Below are 15795 nucleotides of genomic sequence, written 5' to 3' on the forward strand. Positions count from 1 at the left end.
TCAAAAATCAGAACGGTAGTTGAAGATCAGGTGCAACACGTTTGAGTTGGGTGTGGAACACATCCTTGATGCGCTGCAGTTCGGCTTCGTTGTCGGCTTCGAAACGCAGCACCAGCACCGGCGTGGTGTTGGATGCGCGAACCAGGCCCCAGCCTTGGGGATAGTCGACCCGCACACCATCGATGGTGGTCAGTTCGGCCCCTTCGCCCCATTGAGCGTCGTGCAGTGCATCAATGATGCTGAATTTGCTCTCTTCGGTCACATGGATATTGATTTCCGGCGTAGAAATATCGTTCGGGAAGGTCGCGAAGAGCTCTTCGGCCGTGGATTTCTCTTTGCTGAGGATCTCCAGCAGGCGTGCGGCGCTGTAGATGCCGTCGTCGAAACCGAACCAGCGCTCCTTGAAGAAGATGTGGCCGCTCATTTCGCCGGCCAGCAGGGCGCCACTCTCTTTCATTTTCTTCTTGATCAACGAGTGGCCGGTTTTCCACATCAGTGGGCGACCGCCGTATTCCTTGATCAGCGGCACCAGGCGGCGGGTGCATTTAACGTCGAAAATGATTTCGGCGTTCGGATTGCGCGCCACCACGTCACGGGCGAACAGCATCAGCAAGCGGTCCGGGAACACGACGCTGCCGGTGTTGGTGACCACGCCCACGCGGTCGCCGTCGCCGTCGAAGGCCAGGCCCAGGTCGGCGTTGGTTTCCTCGACCTTGGCGATCAGGTCTTGCAGGTTTTCCAGCTTGCCCGGGTCCGGGTGATGGTTGGGGAAGTTGCCGTCCACTTCGCAGAACAGCGGGATGACTTCGCAGTTCAGGGCTTCAATCAGTTGTGGGGCGATCACGCCAGCGGCGCCGTTGCCGCAATCGACCACCACTTTCAGGCGGCGGGCGAGCTTCACATCTTTGACGATTTCATCGTTGTAGCGCTCCAGGATGTCCACCTTGGTGACGCTGCCCTGGCCGCTGCTCAGGTCATTGGTCTTGAGGCGGGTGTGCAAGGCCTGGATCTGCTCGTTGGCGAGGGTGTCGCCGGCGATGACGATCTTGAAGCCGTTGTAGTTCGACGGGTTGTGGCTGCCAGTGAGCATCACGCCGGATTTACCGGCCAGCACGTTGGCGGCGTAGTACAGCGCTGGCGTCGGCACCAGGCCCACGTCGCTGACATGGCAACCACTGTCGGCAACCCCTTTGATCAATTGTTCAACCAGCTCGGGGCCGGACAAGCGACCATCGCGACCGACGCACACGTTCGGTTCACCCTGGGCCAGGCTCTGGGAGCCGATGGCGCGGCCGATCCAATAGGCGGTTTCGGCGGTGAGGGTCTCCGGTACCACGCCACGGATGTCGTAGGCGCGGAAGATGCTATCAGGAAAAATTGGGGCGATTGCGGCTGGGGTGTTCATGGGCGGGGCGCTCTATCAGGAAGATGACTGGACAGGCCGACGGTTCGCGTCGACAGGCTCAAACTGAAGGGTATGACGGCGTTTTTGGCAGAGAGTTCGTGGTGGGAAAGTGCCATGAGACAGCGTTACCTCGCCTCTATCGCCTAATACATTGATTCCAAGTGGGAAACCCTGCAGCCAGCCTGTGGGCATTTTTCGTCCTGAAACAGAAGCTTAATAAAGGGGCCGGGCAAGGCGCCCGGCCTGAAACAGCTGGATCAGTGGCTGCCGGAATGCCCGAAGCCGCCAGCGCCGCGCTGGCTCTCGTCGAATTCTTCCACCAGTTCGAAGTGCGCCTGGACCACCGGTACCAGCACCAGTTGGGCGATGCGCTCGCCCACGGCGATGTTGAATGCCGTTTGACCACGGTTCCAGCAGGACACCATCAGCTCGCCTTGGTAATCGGAGTCGATCAGGCCCACCAGGTTGCCCAGTACGATGCCATGCTTATGGCCCAGGCCCGAGCGCGGCAGGATCAACGCAGCCAGGCCCGGGTCGCCGATGTACACCGACAGGCCGGTTGGGATCAGCAGGGTCTGGCCGGGCTCCAGGACGGTGTCCTGCTTGAGCATGGCCCGCAGGTCGAGGCCGGCGGAACCCGGTGTGGCGTATTGCGGCAGCGGGAATTCGGCGCCGATGCGAGGGTCAAGGATCTTGGCTTGTAGAGCGTGCATGTCAATTAAACCTGGTTCAGCCGTTCGGCGATAAAAGTGATCAGCTGGCGGGCAATCTTGCTCTTGCTGGTCTGGGCGAAAAGGGTGGCGTGCAACTGGCGGTCGATCACGCTGCAGGCGTTTTCCTCGCTGTTGAAGCCAATGCTCGGGTTGGCGACGTCGTTGGCGACGATCAAGTCCAGGTTCTTGTCCTTGAGCTTGCGCGCGGCGTAGTCGAGCAGGTGCTCGGTTTCGGCGGCGAAGCCGACACTGAACGGACGGTCCGGGCGGGTGGCGATGGTCGCGAGGATGTCCGGGTTGCGCACCATTTGTAGTAGCAGGCCGTCGCCGCTCGTAGGGTCTTTCTTAAGTTTTTGCGGGGCGACGACTTCGGGACGGTAGTCCGCCACCGCCGCCGAGGCGATGAACAGGTCGCACGGGATGGCCGCTTCGCAGGCTGCGAGCATGTCCCGGGCGCTGACCACGTCGATGCGGGTCACCCGATCAGGGGTTGGCAAATGCACGGGGCCGGTGATCAGCGTGACCCGGGCGCCGGCTTCCACGGCGGCTTCGGCCAGGGCGAAGCCCATTTTCCCGGAGCTGTGGTTGGTGATGTAGCGCACCGGGTCGATGTTTTCCTGGGTCGGCCCGGCGGTGATCAGCACATGCTTGCCGGTCAGTGCCTGGCGCTGGAAGCAGTCGGCGGCGCACTGGGCCAGGTCGTTGGCTTCGAGCATACGTCCCATGCCGACATCGCCGCAGGCCTGGCTGCCGGAAGCCGGGCCAAAGACTTTCAGGTCGCGGCTTTGGAGCAATTGCAGATTGGCCTGGGTGGCCGGATCGCGCCACATGGCCTGGTTCATGGCTGGCGCGAGGGCAACCACGGCGTCGGTGGCGAGCACCAGGGTGGTCAGCAAATCATCGGCGATGCCTTGGGCCAGGCGGGCGATCAGGTCGGCCGTGGCTGGGGCGATCAGCACCAGGTCGGCCCACTTGGCCAGTTCGATATGACCCATGGCGGCTTCGGCCGCCGGGTCGAGCAGATCCAAGTGGACCGGGTGCCCGGACAGGGCCTGCATGGTCAGCGGGGTGATGAATTCACTGCCGCCGCGAGTCATGACGACCCGTACTTCCGCGCCCTGGTCGATAAGCCTGCGGACCAGCTCGGCGCTCTTGTAGGCGGCAATGCCGCCGCCGACGCCCAGAACGATGCGTTTCCGATACAGCCGCTGCATAGGCCTGCCTTTCGATTTCAATGGTCAGTGCAGGACGAACCCCACGGCAGCAGCCTGCCTGGGTGCAAATCGCCTGCAAAAAAGATGGGCTACGATATCACAGCGACCGCTACGGAACAGCGGCGCCCACAATCAGGGAGATGCTATGAGTATTCGCGACTGGCCGGTGGCCGAGCGGCCACGGGAGAGGTTACTGGAGTTGGGATCGGCGAGTCTTTCGGACGCCGAGCTTTTGGCGATTTTCTTGCGCACGGGTGTGTCGGGTAAAAGCGCCGTGGACCTGGCGCGACATCTGCTGCATCAATTTGGTGGCCTGCGGGTTTTGCTCGAGGCTGATCTGCATACCTTCAACGCACATCTGGGGCTGGGCCCAGCGAAATTCGCGCAGTTGCAGGCCGTGCTGGAGATGGGGCGTCGGCATCTGGCCGAAAATTTGCGGCGGGAATCGGTGCTGGAGAGCCCGCTGGCCGTGCGGGACTACCTCAAGGCCATGTTGCGTCACGAGCCTCATGAAGTGTTTGGCTGCCTGTTCCTCGATTCCCGGCATCGGGTGCTGGCGTATGAGGCGTTGTTTCGCGGTTCCATCGACAGCGCGAGTGTCTATCCCCGGCAGGTAGTCAAGCGCGCCCTGGCCCATAACGCCGCAGCGTTGATCCTGTGCCACAACCACCCCTCCGGCAACACCGAACCCAGCCAGGCCGACCGGATGCTCACTGAGCGGCTTCAGGAAGCACTGGAGTTGATCGATGTGCGGGTGCTCGACCACTTCATCGTCGGCGATGGTGAGCCGCTGTCCATGGCGGAGTATGGGTGGATGTAAGCACGGTCAGGCGTGAATAATCCCTGGTGGGAGCAAAGCTTGCTCGCGATAGCAGTTTTACAGCCAACAGAAGTGTTGTATGTAACGACGTCATCGCGAGCAAGCTTTGCTCCCACAGGGGGGGGCTGGCAGTGGTTACTTGATACTGACCTTGGAGTAATCCTGCCGCCCAAACGGGCTGACCGAGTAACCCTGCACATCCTTGCGGGTCAGGGCGAACGCGGTCGGGTGCGCCAGGGGCAGCCACAGGGCCTGTTGCTGGATCTGCGCCTGGGCCTGCTCATAGAGTTTGGTGCGCACGCCCTGCTCGCTGGTGGTTTTGCCGGCACTGATCACTTTATCCAGGTCCGGGTTGCAATAACGGGCGAAGTTGGTGCCGGACTTGAGTGCCGCGCAGGAAAACTGCGGCGTGAGGAAGTTGTCCGGGTCACCGTTGTCACCGGCCCAGCCCATGAACAGCAAGTCATGTTCGCCGGCCTTGGCGCGACGGATCAGTTCGCCCCATTCGATCACGCGGATCTCGGCCTGAATGCCGATCTGCGCCAGGTCGGCCTGCAGCAGCTGCGCGCCCAGGCTGGGGTTGGGGTTCAGCAGGCTGCCGGAAGGGCGGGTCCAGATGGTGGTCTGAAAGCCGTCCTTCAAACCGGCCCTGGCCAGAAGATCACGGGCCTTGGCCGGGTCATGGGCGTAACCGGGCAAGTTTTTGGCGTAGCTCCAGGTGTTCGGAGGGTAGGGGCCCTTGGCCGCTTCGGCGGTGCCCTCGAAAACGGCCTTGAGGTAGCTGGCCTTGTCGAAGGCCAGGTTGACGGCTTGTCGAACCTCGGGCTTGTCGAAGGGCGGGTGCTGGCTGTTGATCGCCACGAACGCGGTCATGAAGGCGTCGGTCTGCGCCACTTTCAACGTCGGCTCCTGCCTGGCGGCCTGGACGTCCTGCGGCTTGGGTGACAGGGCGATCTGGCATTCGTTGCGCCGCAGTTTTTGCAGGCGCACATTCGCGTCCGGCGTGATGGCGAAGATCAGCGGATCCACCTGGGGCTTGCCAGCGAAATAGTCGTGGTTGGCCTTGTAGCGAATCGAAGCGTCTTTCTGGAACCGGTTGAAAATGAACGGGCCTGTGCCGATGGGCTGATTGTTGAGTGCTTCTGGCGTACCGGCTTTCATCAACTGATCGGCGTATTCGGCCGAATAGATGGAGGCAAAGCCCATGCTCAAGGTGGCCAGGAAGGTCGAATCTGCATGATCGAGGATGAAGCGCACGGTCAGCGGGTCCAGCGCGTCGATTTTCTTGATCAAGCTCGGTAGCTGCATGGACTGGGCGTGGGGGAAACCGCTCTGGGCGATTTTGTGCCAAGGGTTTGCCGGGTCAAGCATGCGTTCGAAGCTGAACTTGACGTCCTCGGCGGTCAGATCGCGGCGCGGCGTGAAGTATTCGGTCCGGTGGAATTTGACCTGGGGGCGCAGCTTGAACACGTAGGTCAGTCCATCGGACGAGACTTCCCAGCTCTCGGCGAGGCTGGGGATGACCTTGCCGCTGGCGGTGTCGAAATCCACCAGGCGATTCATCAGCACGTCGGCGGATGCGTTGGTGGTGGTCAGCGAATTGTACTGAACGACATCGAATCCTTCCGGGCTGGCCTCGGTGCAAACGCTCAGGGCGGCGGCCTGGGCCAGCGGGCTGATCAGCAGAGGGGCGAGCAACAGTGGGAGGGCAGCGAGGCGCATGGTCGGTTTCCTGTGCAAGTCGAAGGCCCATCTGCATGTGCAGTCTGGAAAAGACCTACCCTAGTGGCCTCGTTGGAAAATGACTATCCCCTTTTTGCATTTTCCGGCACCCTGCGACGCTGTATTAACGGCTCAAGCTCGGCATCGGTTAAAAAAACCGGCCTGCAGCGACGAGCGGTCAAAGGCGGCGCCAGCCTGTGCCCCAGCCGTTCGGGGGCGTTACGCGTCGCTTTCCAACGAAGACAAATCACACCGGCAGTTGTTGCACTGTGGTCTTTCTGGTATAAAGCAGCGCTCTTTTCTAGGGGCCCGGTTCCTTCACTGTAGGTGTAGCCGGTAAGACCCTTAAAGAAACGCGGCGCCTGGCGCCAAATGACTGAGAGATTAAGCGGCCAACCCATGCCGGGTTGGGCATGTGGTTTTAGAGGGCTGAGGCATGTCGAGAGTCTGTCAAGTTACCGGTAAGGGTCCGGTGACTGGGAATAACATTTCCCACGCAAACAACAAAACCCGTCGTCGTTTCCTGCCGAACCTGCAGCATCACCGCTTCTGGGTTGAAGAAGAGAAACGTTTTGTGCGTCTGCGCGTATCTGCCAAAGGCATGCGTATCATCGACAAGCGTGGCATCAGTGTCGTGCTCGCCGAACTTCGCCGCGATGGCAAGATTTAAGGGAGCTAATCATGCGTGAATTGATTCGTTTGATCTCGAGCGCCGGTACTGGTCACTTCTACACTACCGACAAGAACAAGCGTACTACCCCGGACAAAATCGAGATCAAGAAATATGATCCGGTTGTTCGCAAGCACGTGATCTACAAGGAAGGCAAAATCAAGTAATTGATTTTTCCCTTCTTACGAAAAAGGCCCGTATCGCAAGATACGGGCCTTTTTTGTTGCCGGATTTTTGTTGCCTGTCGGGGCCTCATCGCGAGCAGGCTCGCTCCCACAGGGCATTGTGCTTGCCTGAAACTCAGGCATTACACAGCGCCAATGTGGGAGCGAGCCTGCTCGCGATGAGGCCAGGCCTAACGATGTAAATCCTCAAGCCTTCTGTTCAAACACCACATAAATCTTGCGGCACGCCTCCAACACTTCCCAAGTGCCCGTGAACCCCGCCGGGATCACGAAGCGGTCGCCGGCCCGCAGGGTCTTGGCATTGCCATCATTGTCCCGCAACACGGAAACGCCCTGGACGATCTCGCAGTATTCATGTTCGGTGTAGTTGACCGTCCACTGGCCGACCGCGCCTTCCCACACGCCTGCATTCATTTGCCCGCAAGGGCTGCTGTAGTGGTTGAACACCGTTTGTTCGGGATCACCCTTGAGTACCTTGGCTGCGTCCGGGCGATAGCGTTCGGCGGTGGTACTGGCCTGACTGAAATCGACGATGTCCTGGATGCTCATGCGGCAATTCTCCGGTAATGACGGCGCGAATGGCTGGAAGAGCCAAAGTCTATGTTTATTAAAACGAACATCGCAAGGCCGTTTGCCAGTGTTGTGTCAAATATATTGAAACATTACCAGCCGCTGGTTTAGGGTGGCGGGTGCCCCGCGCCGAAAACAGGCCGGCTGGGCAGAATTCGTGGAGCGCTGCGCATCGCGTGGCGTTCGTACTCAATAAGAGGAGGACACTCGCATGACCACCCTGACTCGTGCCGACTGGGAACAACGCGCCCGCGACCTGACCATCGAAGGCCGTGCCTTCATCAACGGCGAATACACCGATGCGGTGTCCGGCGAAACCTTTGACTGCCTCAGCCCGGTGGATGGCCGTGTGCTGGGCAAGATCGCCAGTTGCGACGTCGCCGACGCCCAACGTGCCGTCGAAAACGCCCGCGCCACCTTCAACTCCGGTGTCTGGTCGCGCCTGGCGCCGAGCAAGCGTAAAGCGACCATGATTCGCTTTGCCGGCCTGCTCAAGCAGAACGCCGAAGAACTGGCGCTGCTCGAAACCCTGGACATGGGCAAACCGATCAGCGACTCCTTGAATATCGATGTTCCCGGTGCAGCTCAAGCGTTGAGCTGGAGCGGTGAAGCCATCGACAAGATTTACGATGAAGTGGCCGCGACCCCCCACGATCAGTTGGGCCTGGTGACCCGTGAACCGGTGGGCGTCGTAGGCGCTATCGTGCCGTGGAATTTCCCACTGATGATGGCCTGCTGGAAGCTCGGCCCGGCGCTGTCCACCGGTAACTCGGTGGTGCTCAAGCCGTCGGAAAAATCCCCGCTCACCGCTATCCGCATTGCCGCATTGGCAGTGGAGGCCGGTATTCCCAAGGGCGTGCTGAACGTGCTGCCGGGCTACGGCCACACGGTTGGCAAGGCCCTGGCCCTGCACATGGACGTCGATACCCTGGTGTTCACCGGTTCCACCAAAATAGCCAAGCAACTGATGGTTTACTCGGGCGAGTCCAACATGAAGCGTGTCTGGCTGGAAGCCGGCGGCAAGAGCCCGAACATCGTGTTCGCCGATGCCCCGGACCTGCAAGCCGCCGCCGAGTCCGCCGCCAGCGCCATTGCCTTCAACCAGGGCGAAGTCTGCACCGCCGGCTCGCGACTGTTGGTGGAGCGTTCCATCAAGGACACCTTCCTGCCGCTGGTGATTGAAGCGCTCAAGGGCTGGAAACCTGGCAACCCCCTGGACCCGGCCACCAATGTCGGCGCCCTGGTGGATACCCAGCAGATGAACACCGTGCTGTCCTACATCGAGGCCGGTCACAGCGACGGCGCCAAGCTGGTGGCCGGCGGCAAGCGGATCCTCGAAGAAACCGGCGGCACCTATGTCGAGCCGACGATTTTCGACGGGGTGAGCAACGCCATGAAAATCGCCCAGGAAGAGATTTTCGGTCCGGTGTTGTCGGTCATCGCTTTCGATACCGCCGAGGAGGCCATCCAGATTGCCAACGACACGCCGTACGGCCTGGCCGCGGCGGTATGGACCAAGGACATTTCCAAGGCTCACCTGACCGCCAAGGCGCTGCGTGCTGGCAGCGTTTGGGTCAACCAGTATGACGGCGGCGACATGACCGCACCGTTCGGCGGCTTCAAGCAGTCGGGTAACGGCCGCGACAAGTCGCTGCATGCGTTCGACAAGTACACCGAGCTGAAGGCGACCTGGATCAAGCTCTGACAGGGGCGGCCCCGGATCCTGTTCGGGGCTGCATGCAGTGCTGGTCCCCTGTGGGAGCGAGCCTGCTCGCGATAGCGGTGTGACAGTCGACGACTCTGTTGAATGTTGCGCCGCTATCGCGAGCAGGCTCGCTCCCACAGTGTTTTGTGGGGCCTGAAAATCGATAACTATCCACAGGAGCGTGGAAATGCGTTGGGCGACCTATTTCGCCGTGTTGGCATCTGTCCTGAGTGTCGGCTTGGCGCTGGGCGTGAGCATGCCGCTGGTGTCGCTGCGTCTGGAAGGCTGGGGTTATGGTTCGTTTGCCATCGGGGTGATGGCCGCCATGCCGGCCGTTGGGGTGCTGGTCGGGGCCAAGGTGTCGAGTCGGCTTGCGGCGCGGTTCGGCACGGCGGCGTTGATGCGCTTGTGCTTGTGGAGTGGGGCGGTGTCCATCGGGTTGCTGGCGCTGTTGCCCAGCTATCCGGTCTGGTTGGTGCTGCGGCTGATGATCGGCGTCGTCCTGACCCTGGTGTTCATTCTGGGTGAAAGCTGGATCAACCAACTGGTGATCGAACAATGGCGCGGACGGTTGGTGGCGTTGTACGGCAGCAGTTACGCCCTGAGTCAGTTGTCTGGTCCGTTGCTGCTGGGTGCGCTGGGGACTGATCACGATTATGGCTTTTGGGTGGGTGTCGGTCTTTTGCTGGTTTCGCCGTTGCTGTTGCTGGGACGCAGCGGTGCGCCCAGCAGTGAAGCCTGCAGCGTCACTTTCAAGGATCTATGGGCGTTTTGTCGTGGGTTGCCGGCAATCGCCTGGGCGGTGTCGTTGTTCGCGGCGTTCGAGGCAATGATCCTGACTCTGCTGCCGGTTTACTGTTTGCGTCAGGGCTTCAGCGCCGACATTGCGCTGGCGATGGTCAGCACGGTAGTGGTCGGTGATGCCTTGTTGCAGTTGCCCATTGGCGCTCTTGCGGACCGCCTGTCGCGCCGGTCGTTGTTCACTGGCTGTGCGGTGGCGCTGATGCTGTCGAGCCTGGCGGTTCCACTGCTGATCGATACCTTGCTGATCTGGCCACTGTGGGTGCTGTTTGGCGCCAGCGCAGGCGGGTTGTTCACCTTGTCACTGATCCTGATCGGCGAGCGTTATCGCGACGATGCACTGGTGCGGGCCAACGCCCATATTGCCCAGTTGTGGGGGATCGGTTGCCTGATTGGCCCACTGGCGGCGGGGGCGGGCAGTCAATGGATCAGTGGGCATGCGCTGCCCTTGTTCATGGCCGCGGGAGCGTTCGGCTTGGTGGTTCTGTTGTTGCGCCAAGGGGCGTTTGGCGCCACGCAACCTGCCTGAACAAAGTGAAGCCTTGGGAAACGTGCTGAACCCGGGGCTTCTACAGCATTCGCTCCAGCCCAACGGTGGTGGCGAACCAGGCGTTGAAGCGGCGCCACCAACTGCCGGGTTCGCGGTCCAGGTCATGCAGTTGGCCGTTGTCTTCGGTGGTCCATATCAGCTTCCCGTCCTTCAGGCGGGCCTGGTAACTCAGGGCCGGTGCCATGCCCTGCAAGGCCAGTTCGCGCACTTGGCCGGCGAGTTCGGGACTGTCGACCAAGACCCCCACTTCGGTGTTCCACAGCACTGAACGCGGATCGAAATTGAACGAGCCGATGAAGGATTTCTTCCGGTCGAAGATGATCGCCTTGCTATGCAGGCTGGAGTCCGATTCGCCGTAGGACTTGCTGTAGAACAAATGGGGGCTGCCACCCGTGTCCCCGGGCTGGCGACGCAATTCGTACAGCCGCACCCCATGTTGCAGCAAAGCCCTGCGATACGGCGCGTAACCGCCGTGCACCGCCGGTACGTCGGTGGCCTCCAGGGAGTTGGTCAAAAGACTCACCGCCACTCCGGCATCGGCGCGGCTGGTCAGGTAGACCAACCCTGGCTGGCCGGGTACAAAGTAGGCCGAAATCATGATCAGTTCTTCACTGACCCCCGTCAGCTCCGGGCCCAATTGCGTGGTCAGCAACAACTGCGGGTCAGGCTCATCCCTGGCCAGTACTTTGCTGGGTGCATCCCACAGCGCCTGGTTCCAGGCCCAGATCAATTGCCTGCGCCAGATGTCCAGGCGCGGTTGGGTCCGGTAGGAGGTCAACTGCTGGTAAAGCGCGTGATTTTCCTTGTGCGTCTGCTCCAGTGACTCTTGCAGGCGTAGGCGGCTGTTGGCCAGATCCTTGGGGGTTGGCCGACGGGACAGGAATTGTTCGATGGGTTTGCTCAGGGCGCTGTTCCAGTATTGGTCGAAGCTGTGCCCCAATTGTTCGGCCACCGGCCCAACGCCAAGCAGGTCGATGTCGGTGAAGTTCAGGTTGGGTTCGGCGTCGAAATATTCATCCCCCAGATTGCGACCGCCGACGATGGCCATGCTGTTGTCCGCCAGCCAGAGCTTGTTGTGCATGCGCCGGTGTTGCAATGAGAGGTTGAGCAGCCGCCCGAGGCTGCGGGTTACCCCGGTGGCGCGCCCCAGATGAAGTGGGTTGAACAGGCGTATCTGGATCCGCGGATGAGCGGCGAGGGTCGCGATGATCTGATCCTGGCCATCGCTGGTGGTGTCATCCAGCAGGATGCGCACGCGTACGCCGCGGTCGGCGGCTTTGAGCAATTCATCCACCAGCATTCGCGTGCTGATGCCGTCATGAACGATGTAGTACTGCAAATCCAGGCTGCTTTGGGCGTTGCGGATCAACTCGGCCCGGGCGGAGAAGGCGTCGGTACTGTCAGATAGCAGGCGGAAACCCGAGCGTCCCTCGTGTGGAGCGGCCTGGGCCTGTACCGAGCGTCCGAACGAAGATTCGGTTGCCGGGAGCGCCTGGGAAGGTTCGCGGGTGATGTCAAAACTGGCACAGCCGCCCAGCAGCGAGGCGACTAGCAGGAGCACAGGCAGGATGGGTCTGGGTCTCACGTAGGCTCGTTCCGCTTGTTTGCGTTGATCGGCTTGTGGGTGCTGCTTCCCTGAGTAAAGCTCAGACGGCGTCGAGTCGGGTTTCGTTCAACAACGCAATGGCCGCGGCGCCGACCTTGCGGACGGCGTCCTCGATCTGTGCCGTTGGTTTGGCAGCGTAGTTCATGCGCAGGCAATTGCGGTACTTGCCCGAGGCGGAAAATATGCTGCCGACCGCCACCTGCACGCCCTGGTCATGCAGGACCCGATTAAGCTTGAGTGTATCGAAGCCTTCGGGGAGTTCGACCCAGAGCATAAAGCTGCCGCGCGGGCGGCTGGCGCGAGTACCCGCTGGAAAATAGCGGCTGACCCAGTCGATCATGACGTCGCGATTGCGTTGGTATTGGCTGCGCATCCGCCGCAAATGCGGTTCGAAGTGCCCGCCCTTGAGAAACTCCGCAATGGCTATCTGCGGTTGCGGTGCGGTGGAGCCGGTGCTGATGTATTTCATGTGCAGCACCCGTTCCAGATAGCGGCCGGGTGCGACCCAGCCCACTCGCAAACCCGGTGCCAGTGTCTTGGAAAAAGAACTGCAGAGCAGGACGCGGCCATCGTCGTCGAAGGATTTGATCGTGCGGGGCCGCGGGTAGGTGTAGGCCAGTTCTCCATACACATCGTCCTCGATAATCGCCACGTCGAAGCGCTGCGCCAAGGTCAGCAACGCGCGTTTGTTGGCCTCGGGCATGATGTAGCCTAGCGGGTTGTTACAACTGGGCGTCAACTGTATGGCCTTGATGGGCCACTGTTCCAGCGCCAGCTCCAGTGCCTCCAGGCTGATGCCGGTCAGCGGATCGGTGGGGATTTCCAGGGCCTTCATGCCCAGGCCCTTGAGGGTTTGCATGGCGCCGTGAAAGCTGGGGGAGTCCACCGCGACGATATCGCCTTGTTCACAGGTGGCGCGAATGCTGACCGACAGCGCTTCGTGACAGCCCGTGGTGACGATCAGGTCGCCGGCTCCCAGTTTGCAACCCGAGTCCAGCGACAGGCGAGCGATCTGTTCGCGCAGCGCGAGGTTGCCGTAGATGTTGTCGTAATACAGGCCCGGCATGTCTTGCCGGCGGCTGATCTGCGCAAGGCTGCGCAACAGCGGTTTCATGGTCGGCGAGTTGATATCCGGCATGCCTCGGCCCAGTTGCACCACGTCTTTGCGTGGTACCGAGCGTATCAGCTCCAGCACCTGGTCCCATTGGGAGATGTCCACCGGTCGTTGGGCTGGGCGACCCACTACCGGCAGGTCCGGTAGTTCACGGCTGGCCGGTACGAAATACCCTGATTTGGGTTTTGGCATCGCCAGCCCGCTGTCCTCCAACACGCGATAGGCCTGCTGCACCGTACTCAGGCTGACACCGTGCTCCATGCTCAGCGCGCGCACTGACGGCAGCCGGTCGCCGGGACGGTAGAAGCCCTGTTCGATGCGGGTGCCGAGCAATTCGGCGAGGTTCACATAAAGGGTCATGGCGCGCTCTCGATGAAGTGGACAACGGTAACCAATACAGTTGCGGCGGAAAAAGACAATTCAGTGTCGAAAAGCCGCAATCTGTATGCATGGAAAACACATTGTTTGAATCTGTATTGATTCTGGCCGTCCGCGCATCATGAAAGCTCTGGCTACCCAAGTAAACAGGAGCGATCAAAATGAACGGCTTGAGCGATGTGCGGCTGACGTTACACAGCCAGGAACTGGCGGCGGGGCAGGAAAAGGAGCTACGCAATGCGATGTTGCACAGTGCCCCGTCCAGCCTGAGCCGCTGGGCCCTGTTCTGGCGTCGTCTGCATACACGCAAGGCCTTGTTGGAGCTCACACCCGAACAGTTGCGTGATATCGGGCTGAGCCGAGAGCAGGCGCGGGAGGAGGGCTTGAAGCCGTTCTGGCGGCTTTGAAGCGGTACCGGGCCTGAAACTGCTATCGCGGGCACGCCTTGCTCTTACAGCCCTCTTTCAATCTGTGCGAGCAAGGCGTGCCCGCGATAGCGTCACCAGTAGCGCTGGGCGCTTTAAACCAACTCTTTCAACCGATGCCACAGCATCCCCAGTGCCAACAGTGGCGAGCGCAGATGCTTTCCGCCCGGGAAGGTCATGTGCGGCACCTGGGCGAACAGATCGAAACCACCACTCTGTTGCCCACTGATGGCTTCGGCCAACAGCTTGCCGGCCAGGTGCGTGGCATTCACTCCGTGGCCGGAGTAGGCCTGGGCGTAGTACACGTTGGGCTGATCCTTGAGTCGACCGATCTGCGGCAAGCGGTTGGCGCCGATGCCGATCATCCCGCCCCATTGAAAGTCGATTTTCACCTGCGCCAGTTGCGGGAACACCTTGAGCATTTTCGGACGCATGTACGCGCCAATGTCTTGCGGGTCACGACCCGAGTAATGGCAGGCTCCGCCGAACAGTAAGCGTCGATCCGCGGAAAGCCGGTAGTAATCCAGCGCCACCCGTTGATCACAGACCGCCATGTTCTGCGGCAACAACGCCTGGGCCTGAGCCTCGCTCAAAGGTTCAGTGGCGATGATGTAGCTGCCGGCGGGCAGCACTTTGCCGCTGAGTTCCGGGTTGAGCCCATTGAGGTAGGCGTTGCAGCCCAGCACCAGGGTCTTGGCCCGGACCGCGCCCTGTTGGGTATGCACCTTCACTTCCGGGCCGTAATCAATGCGCGTGACCGCCGATTGCTCGAACAGCCGGACCCCCAGTTGCTGCGCGGCGCAGGCTTCGCCCAAGGCCAGGTTCAGCGGATGCAAATGGCCCGAGCCCATGTCGATCAGGCCGCCGACGTAGCGATCCGAACCCACCACACTGTGCATTTCGTGGGCTTGCAGCAGCCGGGTCTGATGGCGATACCCCAGGCTGCGCAGCTCTTCAGCGTCCTCAGCGAAACCTTCCAGATCGCTTGGCTTGTTGGCGAGGTCGCAATAACCCCAGGTGAGGTCGCAGTGGATCTGAAAGCGCTCGACCCGTTGACGGACGATTTCCACCGCCTCAAGGCCCATGAGCTTCATCTGGCGTACGCCGTCGGCACCGATGACCGGGGCGAACTGATCGAGGCCATGACCGACGCCGCGAATCAGTTGACCGCCGTTGCGCCCGCTGGCCCCCCAGCCGATCTTGTGCGCTTCCAGCAGCACTACGCTCATGCCGCGCTCGGCCAGTTCGATCGCTGTGTTCAACCCCGAGAACCCACCGCCTACCACGCAGACATCCGCCACCAGCTCGCCCTGCAGCAGCGGATGATCCGGTTGCGGCAAGCTGCTGGCGGCGTAGTAAGAGGCGGCGTGCGAATGGCTCGGGACAGGTTGCTGAACACGGGCGTTCATGTGCGTAATCCTGATTATTGTGTTTGAGAAATTTTACGGAGCATAAGCCGGGGATTCGTCCATGGGCAACACCGGTCGGTTGGCGCTGTCTGGGACAGGGCTTTTCGTGCAAAATCCTGCCTTGTCCCGTCTCGGTAGCCGCTTCGATGAGCTGCAACAGTCAAAAAATCCGCACGCTGCGCCAACAGATTCCCTCGTTCGAGTGCGTACCGGGCTGCCATGACTGCTGCGGGCCAGTGACCACCTCGCCCGAGGAAATGGCCCGCTTGCCACGCAAGACTCGCGCCGAACAGGACGCGGCCATGGAAGCGCTCGACTGCGTGCACTTGGGACCCAATGGCTGCACGGTCTATGACGAGCGGCCGCTGATCTGCCGGTTGTTCGGCACCACCGCCACCTTGCCGTGTCCCAATGGCCGGCGGCCGGTGGAACTGATTCATCCGCGGGTCGAGAAGCAGATTCACGAATATATGGCCAGCACCCGGCAGGTATTGGTGTAGCCAAGAAC

General features: G+C 61.1%; 14 protein-coding genes and 1 pseudogene. 7 read left to right on the plus strand and 8 right to left on the minus strand.

Translation table 11 applies throughout. From position 1 onward, the window contains the following. Positions 1 to 7 precede the first annotated feature (7 nt). The 3 genes and pseudogenes from AC3I65_RS00440 to coaBC all read right to left on the minus strand — a co-directional run. Positions 8 to 1411, minus strand: a pseudogene (locus AC3I65_RS00440) (phosphomannomutase/phosphoglucomutase); the annotation flags it as partial. Between the two features lie 251 nt (positions 1412 to 1662). Continuing rightward, positions 1663 to 2118 carry a dUTP diphosphatase gene (dut, locus tag AC3I65_RS00445; protein ID WP_274091378.1) on the minus strand — a complete coding sequence of 152 codons (456 nt, stop codon included), beginning with the start codon at positions 2116 to 2118 and terminating at the stop codon, positions 1663 to 1665. A gap of 5 nt (positions 2119 to 2123) precedes the next feature. Beyond that, the gene (gene coaBC, locus AC3I65_RS00450) at positions 2124 to 3332 is read right to left on the minus strand and encodes a bifunctional phosphopantothenoylcysteine decarboxylase/phosphopantothenate--cysteine ligase CoaBC (protein WP_047226163.1); all 1209 of its coding nucleotides are present in this window, start codon (positions 3330 to 3332) and stop codon (positions 2124 to 2126) included. Between the two features lie 145 nt (positions 3333 to 3477). Between coaBC and radC the strand changes: the two genes are divergently transcribed. Next, positions 3478 to 4152, plus strand: coding sequence for a RadC family protein (radC, locus tag AC3I65_RS00455; RefSeq protein ID WP_454865243.1), 675 nt, complete (start codon positions 3478 to 3480; stop codon positions 4150 to 4152). 135 nt (positions 4153 to 4287) lie between these two features. Here radC and AC3I65_RS00460 read toward each other — a convergent pair whose 3' ends face one another. After that, entirely contained in the window at positions 4288 to 5874 is a 1587-nt protein-coding gene (locus AC3I65_RS00460) for an ABC transporter substrate-binding protein (RefSeq protein ID WP_076383090.1), read from the minus strand. Positions 5875 to 6310: 436 nt separating this feature from the next. On the opposite strand from AC3I65_RS00460, the gene rpmB reads away from it, so the two are divergent. Continuing rightward, positions 6311 to 6544, plus strand: coding sequence for a 50S ribosomal protein L28 (rpmB, locus tag AC3I65_RS00465; protein WP_003229474.1), 234 nt, complete (start codon positions 6311 to 6313; stop codon positions 6542 to 6544). An 11-nt stretch (positions 6545 to 6555) separates the two neighbouring features. Next, on the plus strand, positions 6556 to 6711 hold the full coding sequence (gene rpmG, locus AC3I65_RS00470) for a 50S ribosomal protein L33 (protein WP_003177274.1): 156 nt from the start codon (positions 6556 to 6558) through the stop codon (positions 6709 to 6711). A 204-nt stretch (positions 6712 to 6915) separates the two neighbouring features. On the opposite strand, the gene AC3I65_RS00475 is transcribed toward rpmG, so the two are convergent. Further along, complete coding sequence (locus tag AC3I65_RS00475; RefSeq protein WP_047226160.1) at positions 6916 to 7278, minus strand: cupin domain-containing protein; 363 nt, start codon at positions 7276 to 7278, stop codon at positions 6916 to 6918. 232 nt (positions 7279 to 7510) lie between these two features. Between AC3I65_RS00475 and AC3I65_RS00480 the strand changes: the two genes are divergently transcribed. Both AC3I65_RS00480 and AC3I65_RS00485 read left to right on the plus strand, forming a co-directional pair. Continuing rightward, the gene (locus AC3I65_RS00480) at positions 7511 to 9004 is read left to right on the plus strand and encodes an aldehyde dehydrogenase (RefSeq protein ID WP_107321363.1); all 1494 of its coding nucleotides are present in this window, start codon (positions 7511 to 7513) and stop codon (positions 9002 to 9004) included. 187 nt (positions 9005 to 9191) lie between these two features. After that, positions 9192 to 10334 (plus strand): MFS transporter, encoded by a 1143-nt coding sequence (locus tag AC3I65_RS00485; protein ID WP_488523394.1) that lies wholly within the window; start codon positions 9192 to 9194, stop codon positions 10332 to 10334. A gap of 40 nt (positions 10335 to 10374) precedes the next feature. On the opposite strand, the gene AC3I65_RS00490 is transcribed toward AC3I65_RS00485, so the two are convergent. Both AC3I65_RS00490 and AC3I65_RS00495 read right to left on the minus strand, forming a co-directional pair. Continuing rightward, entirely contained in the window at positions 10375 to 11940 is a 1566-nt protein-coding gene (locus AC3I65_RS00490) for a phospholipase D family protein (RefSeq protein WP_047226157.1), read from the minus strand. Positions 11941 to 12001: 61 nt separating this feature from the next. Beyond that, on the minus strand, positions 12002 to 13435 hold the full coding sequence (locus tag AC3I65_RS00495) for an aminotransferase-like domain-containing protein (protein WP_047226156.1): 1434 nt from the start codon (positions 13433 to 13435) through the stop codon (positions 12002 to 12004). Between the two features lie 179 nt (positions 13436 to 13614). Between AC3I65_RS00495 and AC3I65_RS00500 the strand changes: the two genes are divergently transcribed. Next, positions 13615 to 13860, plus strand: a complete 246-nt coding sequence (locus AC3I65_RS00500) for a DUF1127 domain-containing protein (RefSeq protein ID WP_047226155.1) — start codon at positions 13615 to 13617, stop codon at positions 13858 to 13860. A gap of 113 nt (positions 13861 to 13973) precedes the next feature. Here the strand turns inward: AC3I65_RS00500 and AC3I65_RS00505 are convergent, their stop codons facing one another. Next, positions 13974 to 15287 (minus strand): NAD(P)/FAD-dependent oxidoreductase, encoded by a 1314-nt coding sequence (locus AC3I65_RS00505; protein ID WP_274091381.1) that lies wholly within the window; start codon positions 15285 to 15287, stop codon positions 13974 to 13976. 146 nt (positions 15288 to 15433) lie between these two features. Here AC3I65_RS00505 and AC3I65_RS00510 point away from each other — a divergent pair, with 146 nt between their 5' ends. Next, complete coding sequence (locus tag AC3I65_RS00510; protein WP_003206850.1) at positions 15434 to 15787, plus strand: YkgJ family cysteine cluster protein; 354 nt, start codon at positions 15434 to 15436, stop codon at positions 15785 to 15787. Positions 15788 to 15795: the final 8 nt, after the last annotated feature.

This window comes from Pseudomonas sp. N-1-13, from assembly GCF_057787095.1.

What these genes read in the sequence shown, in the direction of transcription:
- dut (WP_274091378.1), bottom strand. Translation starts at nt 2,118, where the DNA reads ATGCACGCTCTACAAGCCAAGATCCTTGACCCTCGCATCGGCGCCGAA.
- coaBC (WP_047226163.1), bottom strand. Translation starts at nt 3,332, where the DNA reads ATGCAGCGGCTGTATCGGAAACGCATCGTTCTGGGCGTCGGCGGCGGC.
- radC (WP_454865243.1), top strand. Translation starts at nt 3,478, where the DNA reads ATGAGTATTCGCGACTGGCCGGTGGCCGAGCGGCCACGGGAGAGGTTA.
- AC3I65_RS00460 (WP_076383090.1), bottom strand. Translation starts at nt 5,874, where the DNA reads ATGCGCCTCGCTGCCCTCCCACTGTTGCTCGCCCCTCTGCTGATCAGC.
- rpmB (WP_003229474.1), top strand. Translation starts at nt 6,311, where the DNA reads ATGTCGAGAGTCTGTCAAGTTACCGGTAAGGGTCCGGTGACTGGGAAT.
- rpmG (WP_003177274.1), top strand. Translation starts at nt 6,556, where the DNA reads ATGCGTGAATTGATTCGTTTGATCTCGAGCGCCGGTACTGGTCACTTC.
- AC3I65_RS00475 (WP_047226160.1), bottom strand. Translation starts at nt 7,278, where the DNA reads ATGAGCATCCAGGACATCGTCGATTTCAGTCAGGCCAGTACCACCGCC.
- AC3I65_RS00480 (WP_107321363.1), top strand. Translation starts at nt 7,511, where the DNA reads ATGACCACCCTGACTCGTGCCGACTGGGAACAACGCGCCCGCGACCTG.
- AC3I65_RS00485 (WP_488523394.1), top strand. Translation starts at nt 9,192, where the DNA reads ATGCGTTGGGCGACCTATTTCGCCGTGTTGGCATCTGTCCTGAGTGTC.
- AC3I65_RS00495 (WP_047226156.1), bottom strand. Translation starts at nt 13,435, where the DNA reads ATGACCCTTTATGTGAACCTCGCCGAATTGCTCGGCACCCGCATCGAA.
- AC3I65_RS00500 (WP_047226155.1), top strand. Translation starts at nt 13,615, where the DNA reads ATGAACGGCTTGAGCGATGTGCGGCTGACGTTACACAGCCAGGAACTG.
- AC3I65_RS00505 (WP_274091381.1), bottom strand. Translation starts at nt 15,287, where the DNA reads ATGAACGCCCGTGTTCAGCAACCTGTCCCGAGCCATTCGCACGCCGCC.
- AC3I65_RS00510 (WP_003206850.1), top strand. Translation starts at nt 15,434, where the DNA reads ATGAGCTGCAACAGTCAAAAAATCCGCACGCTGCGCCAACAGATTCCC.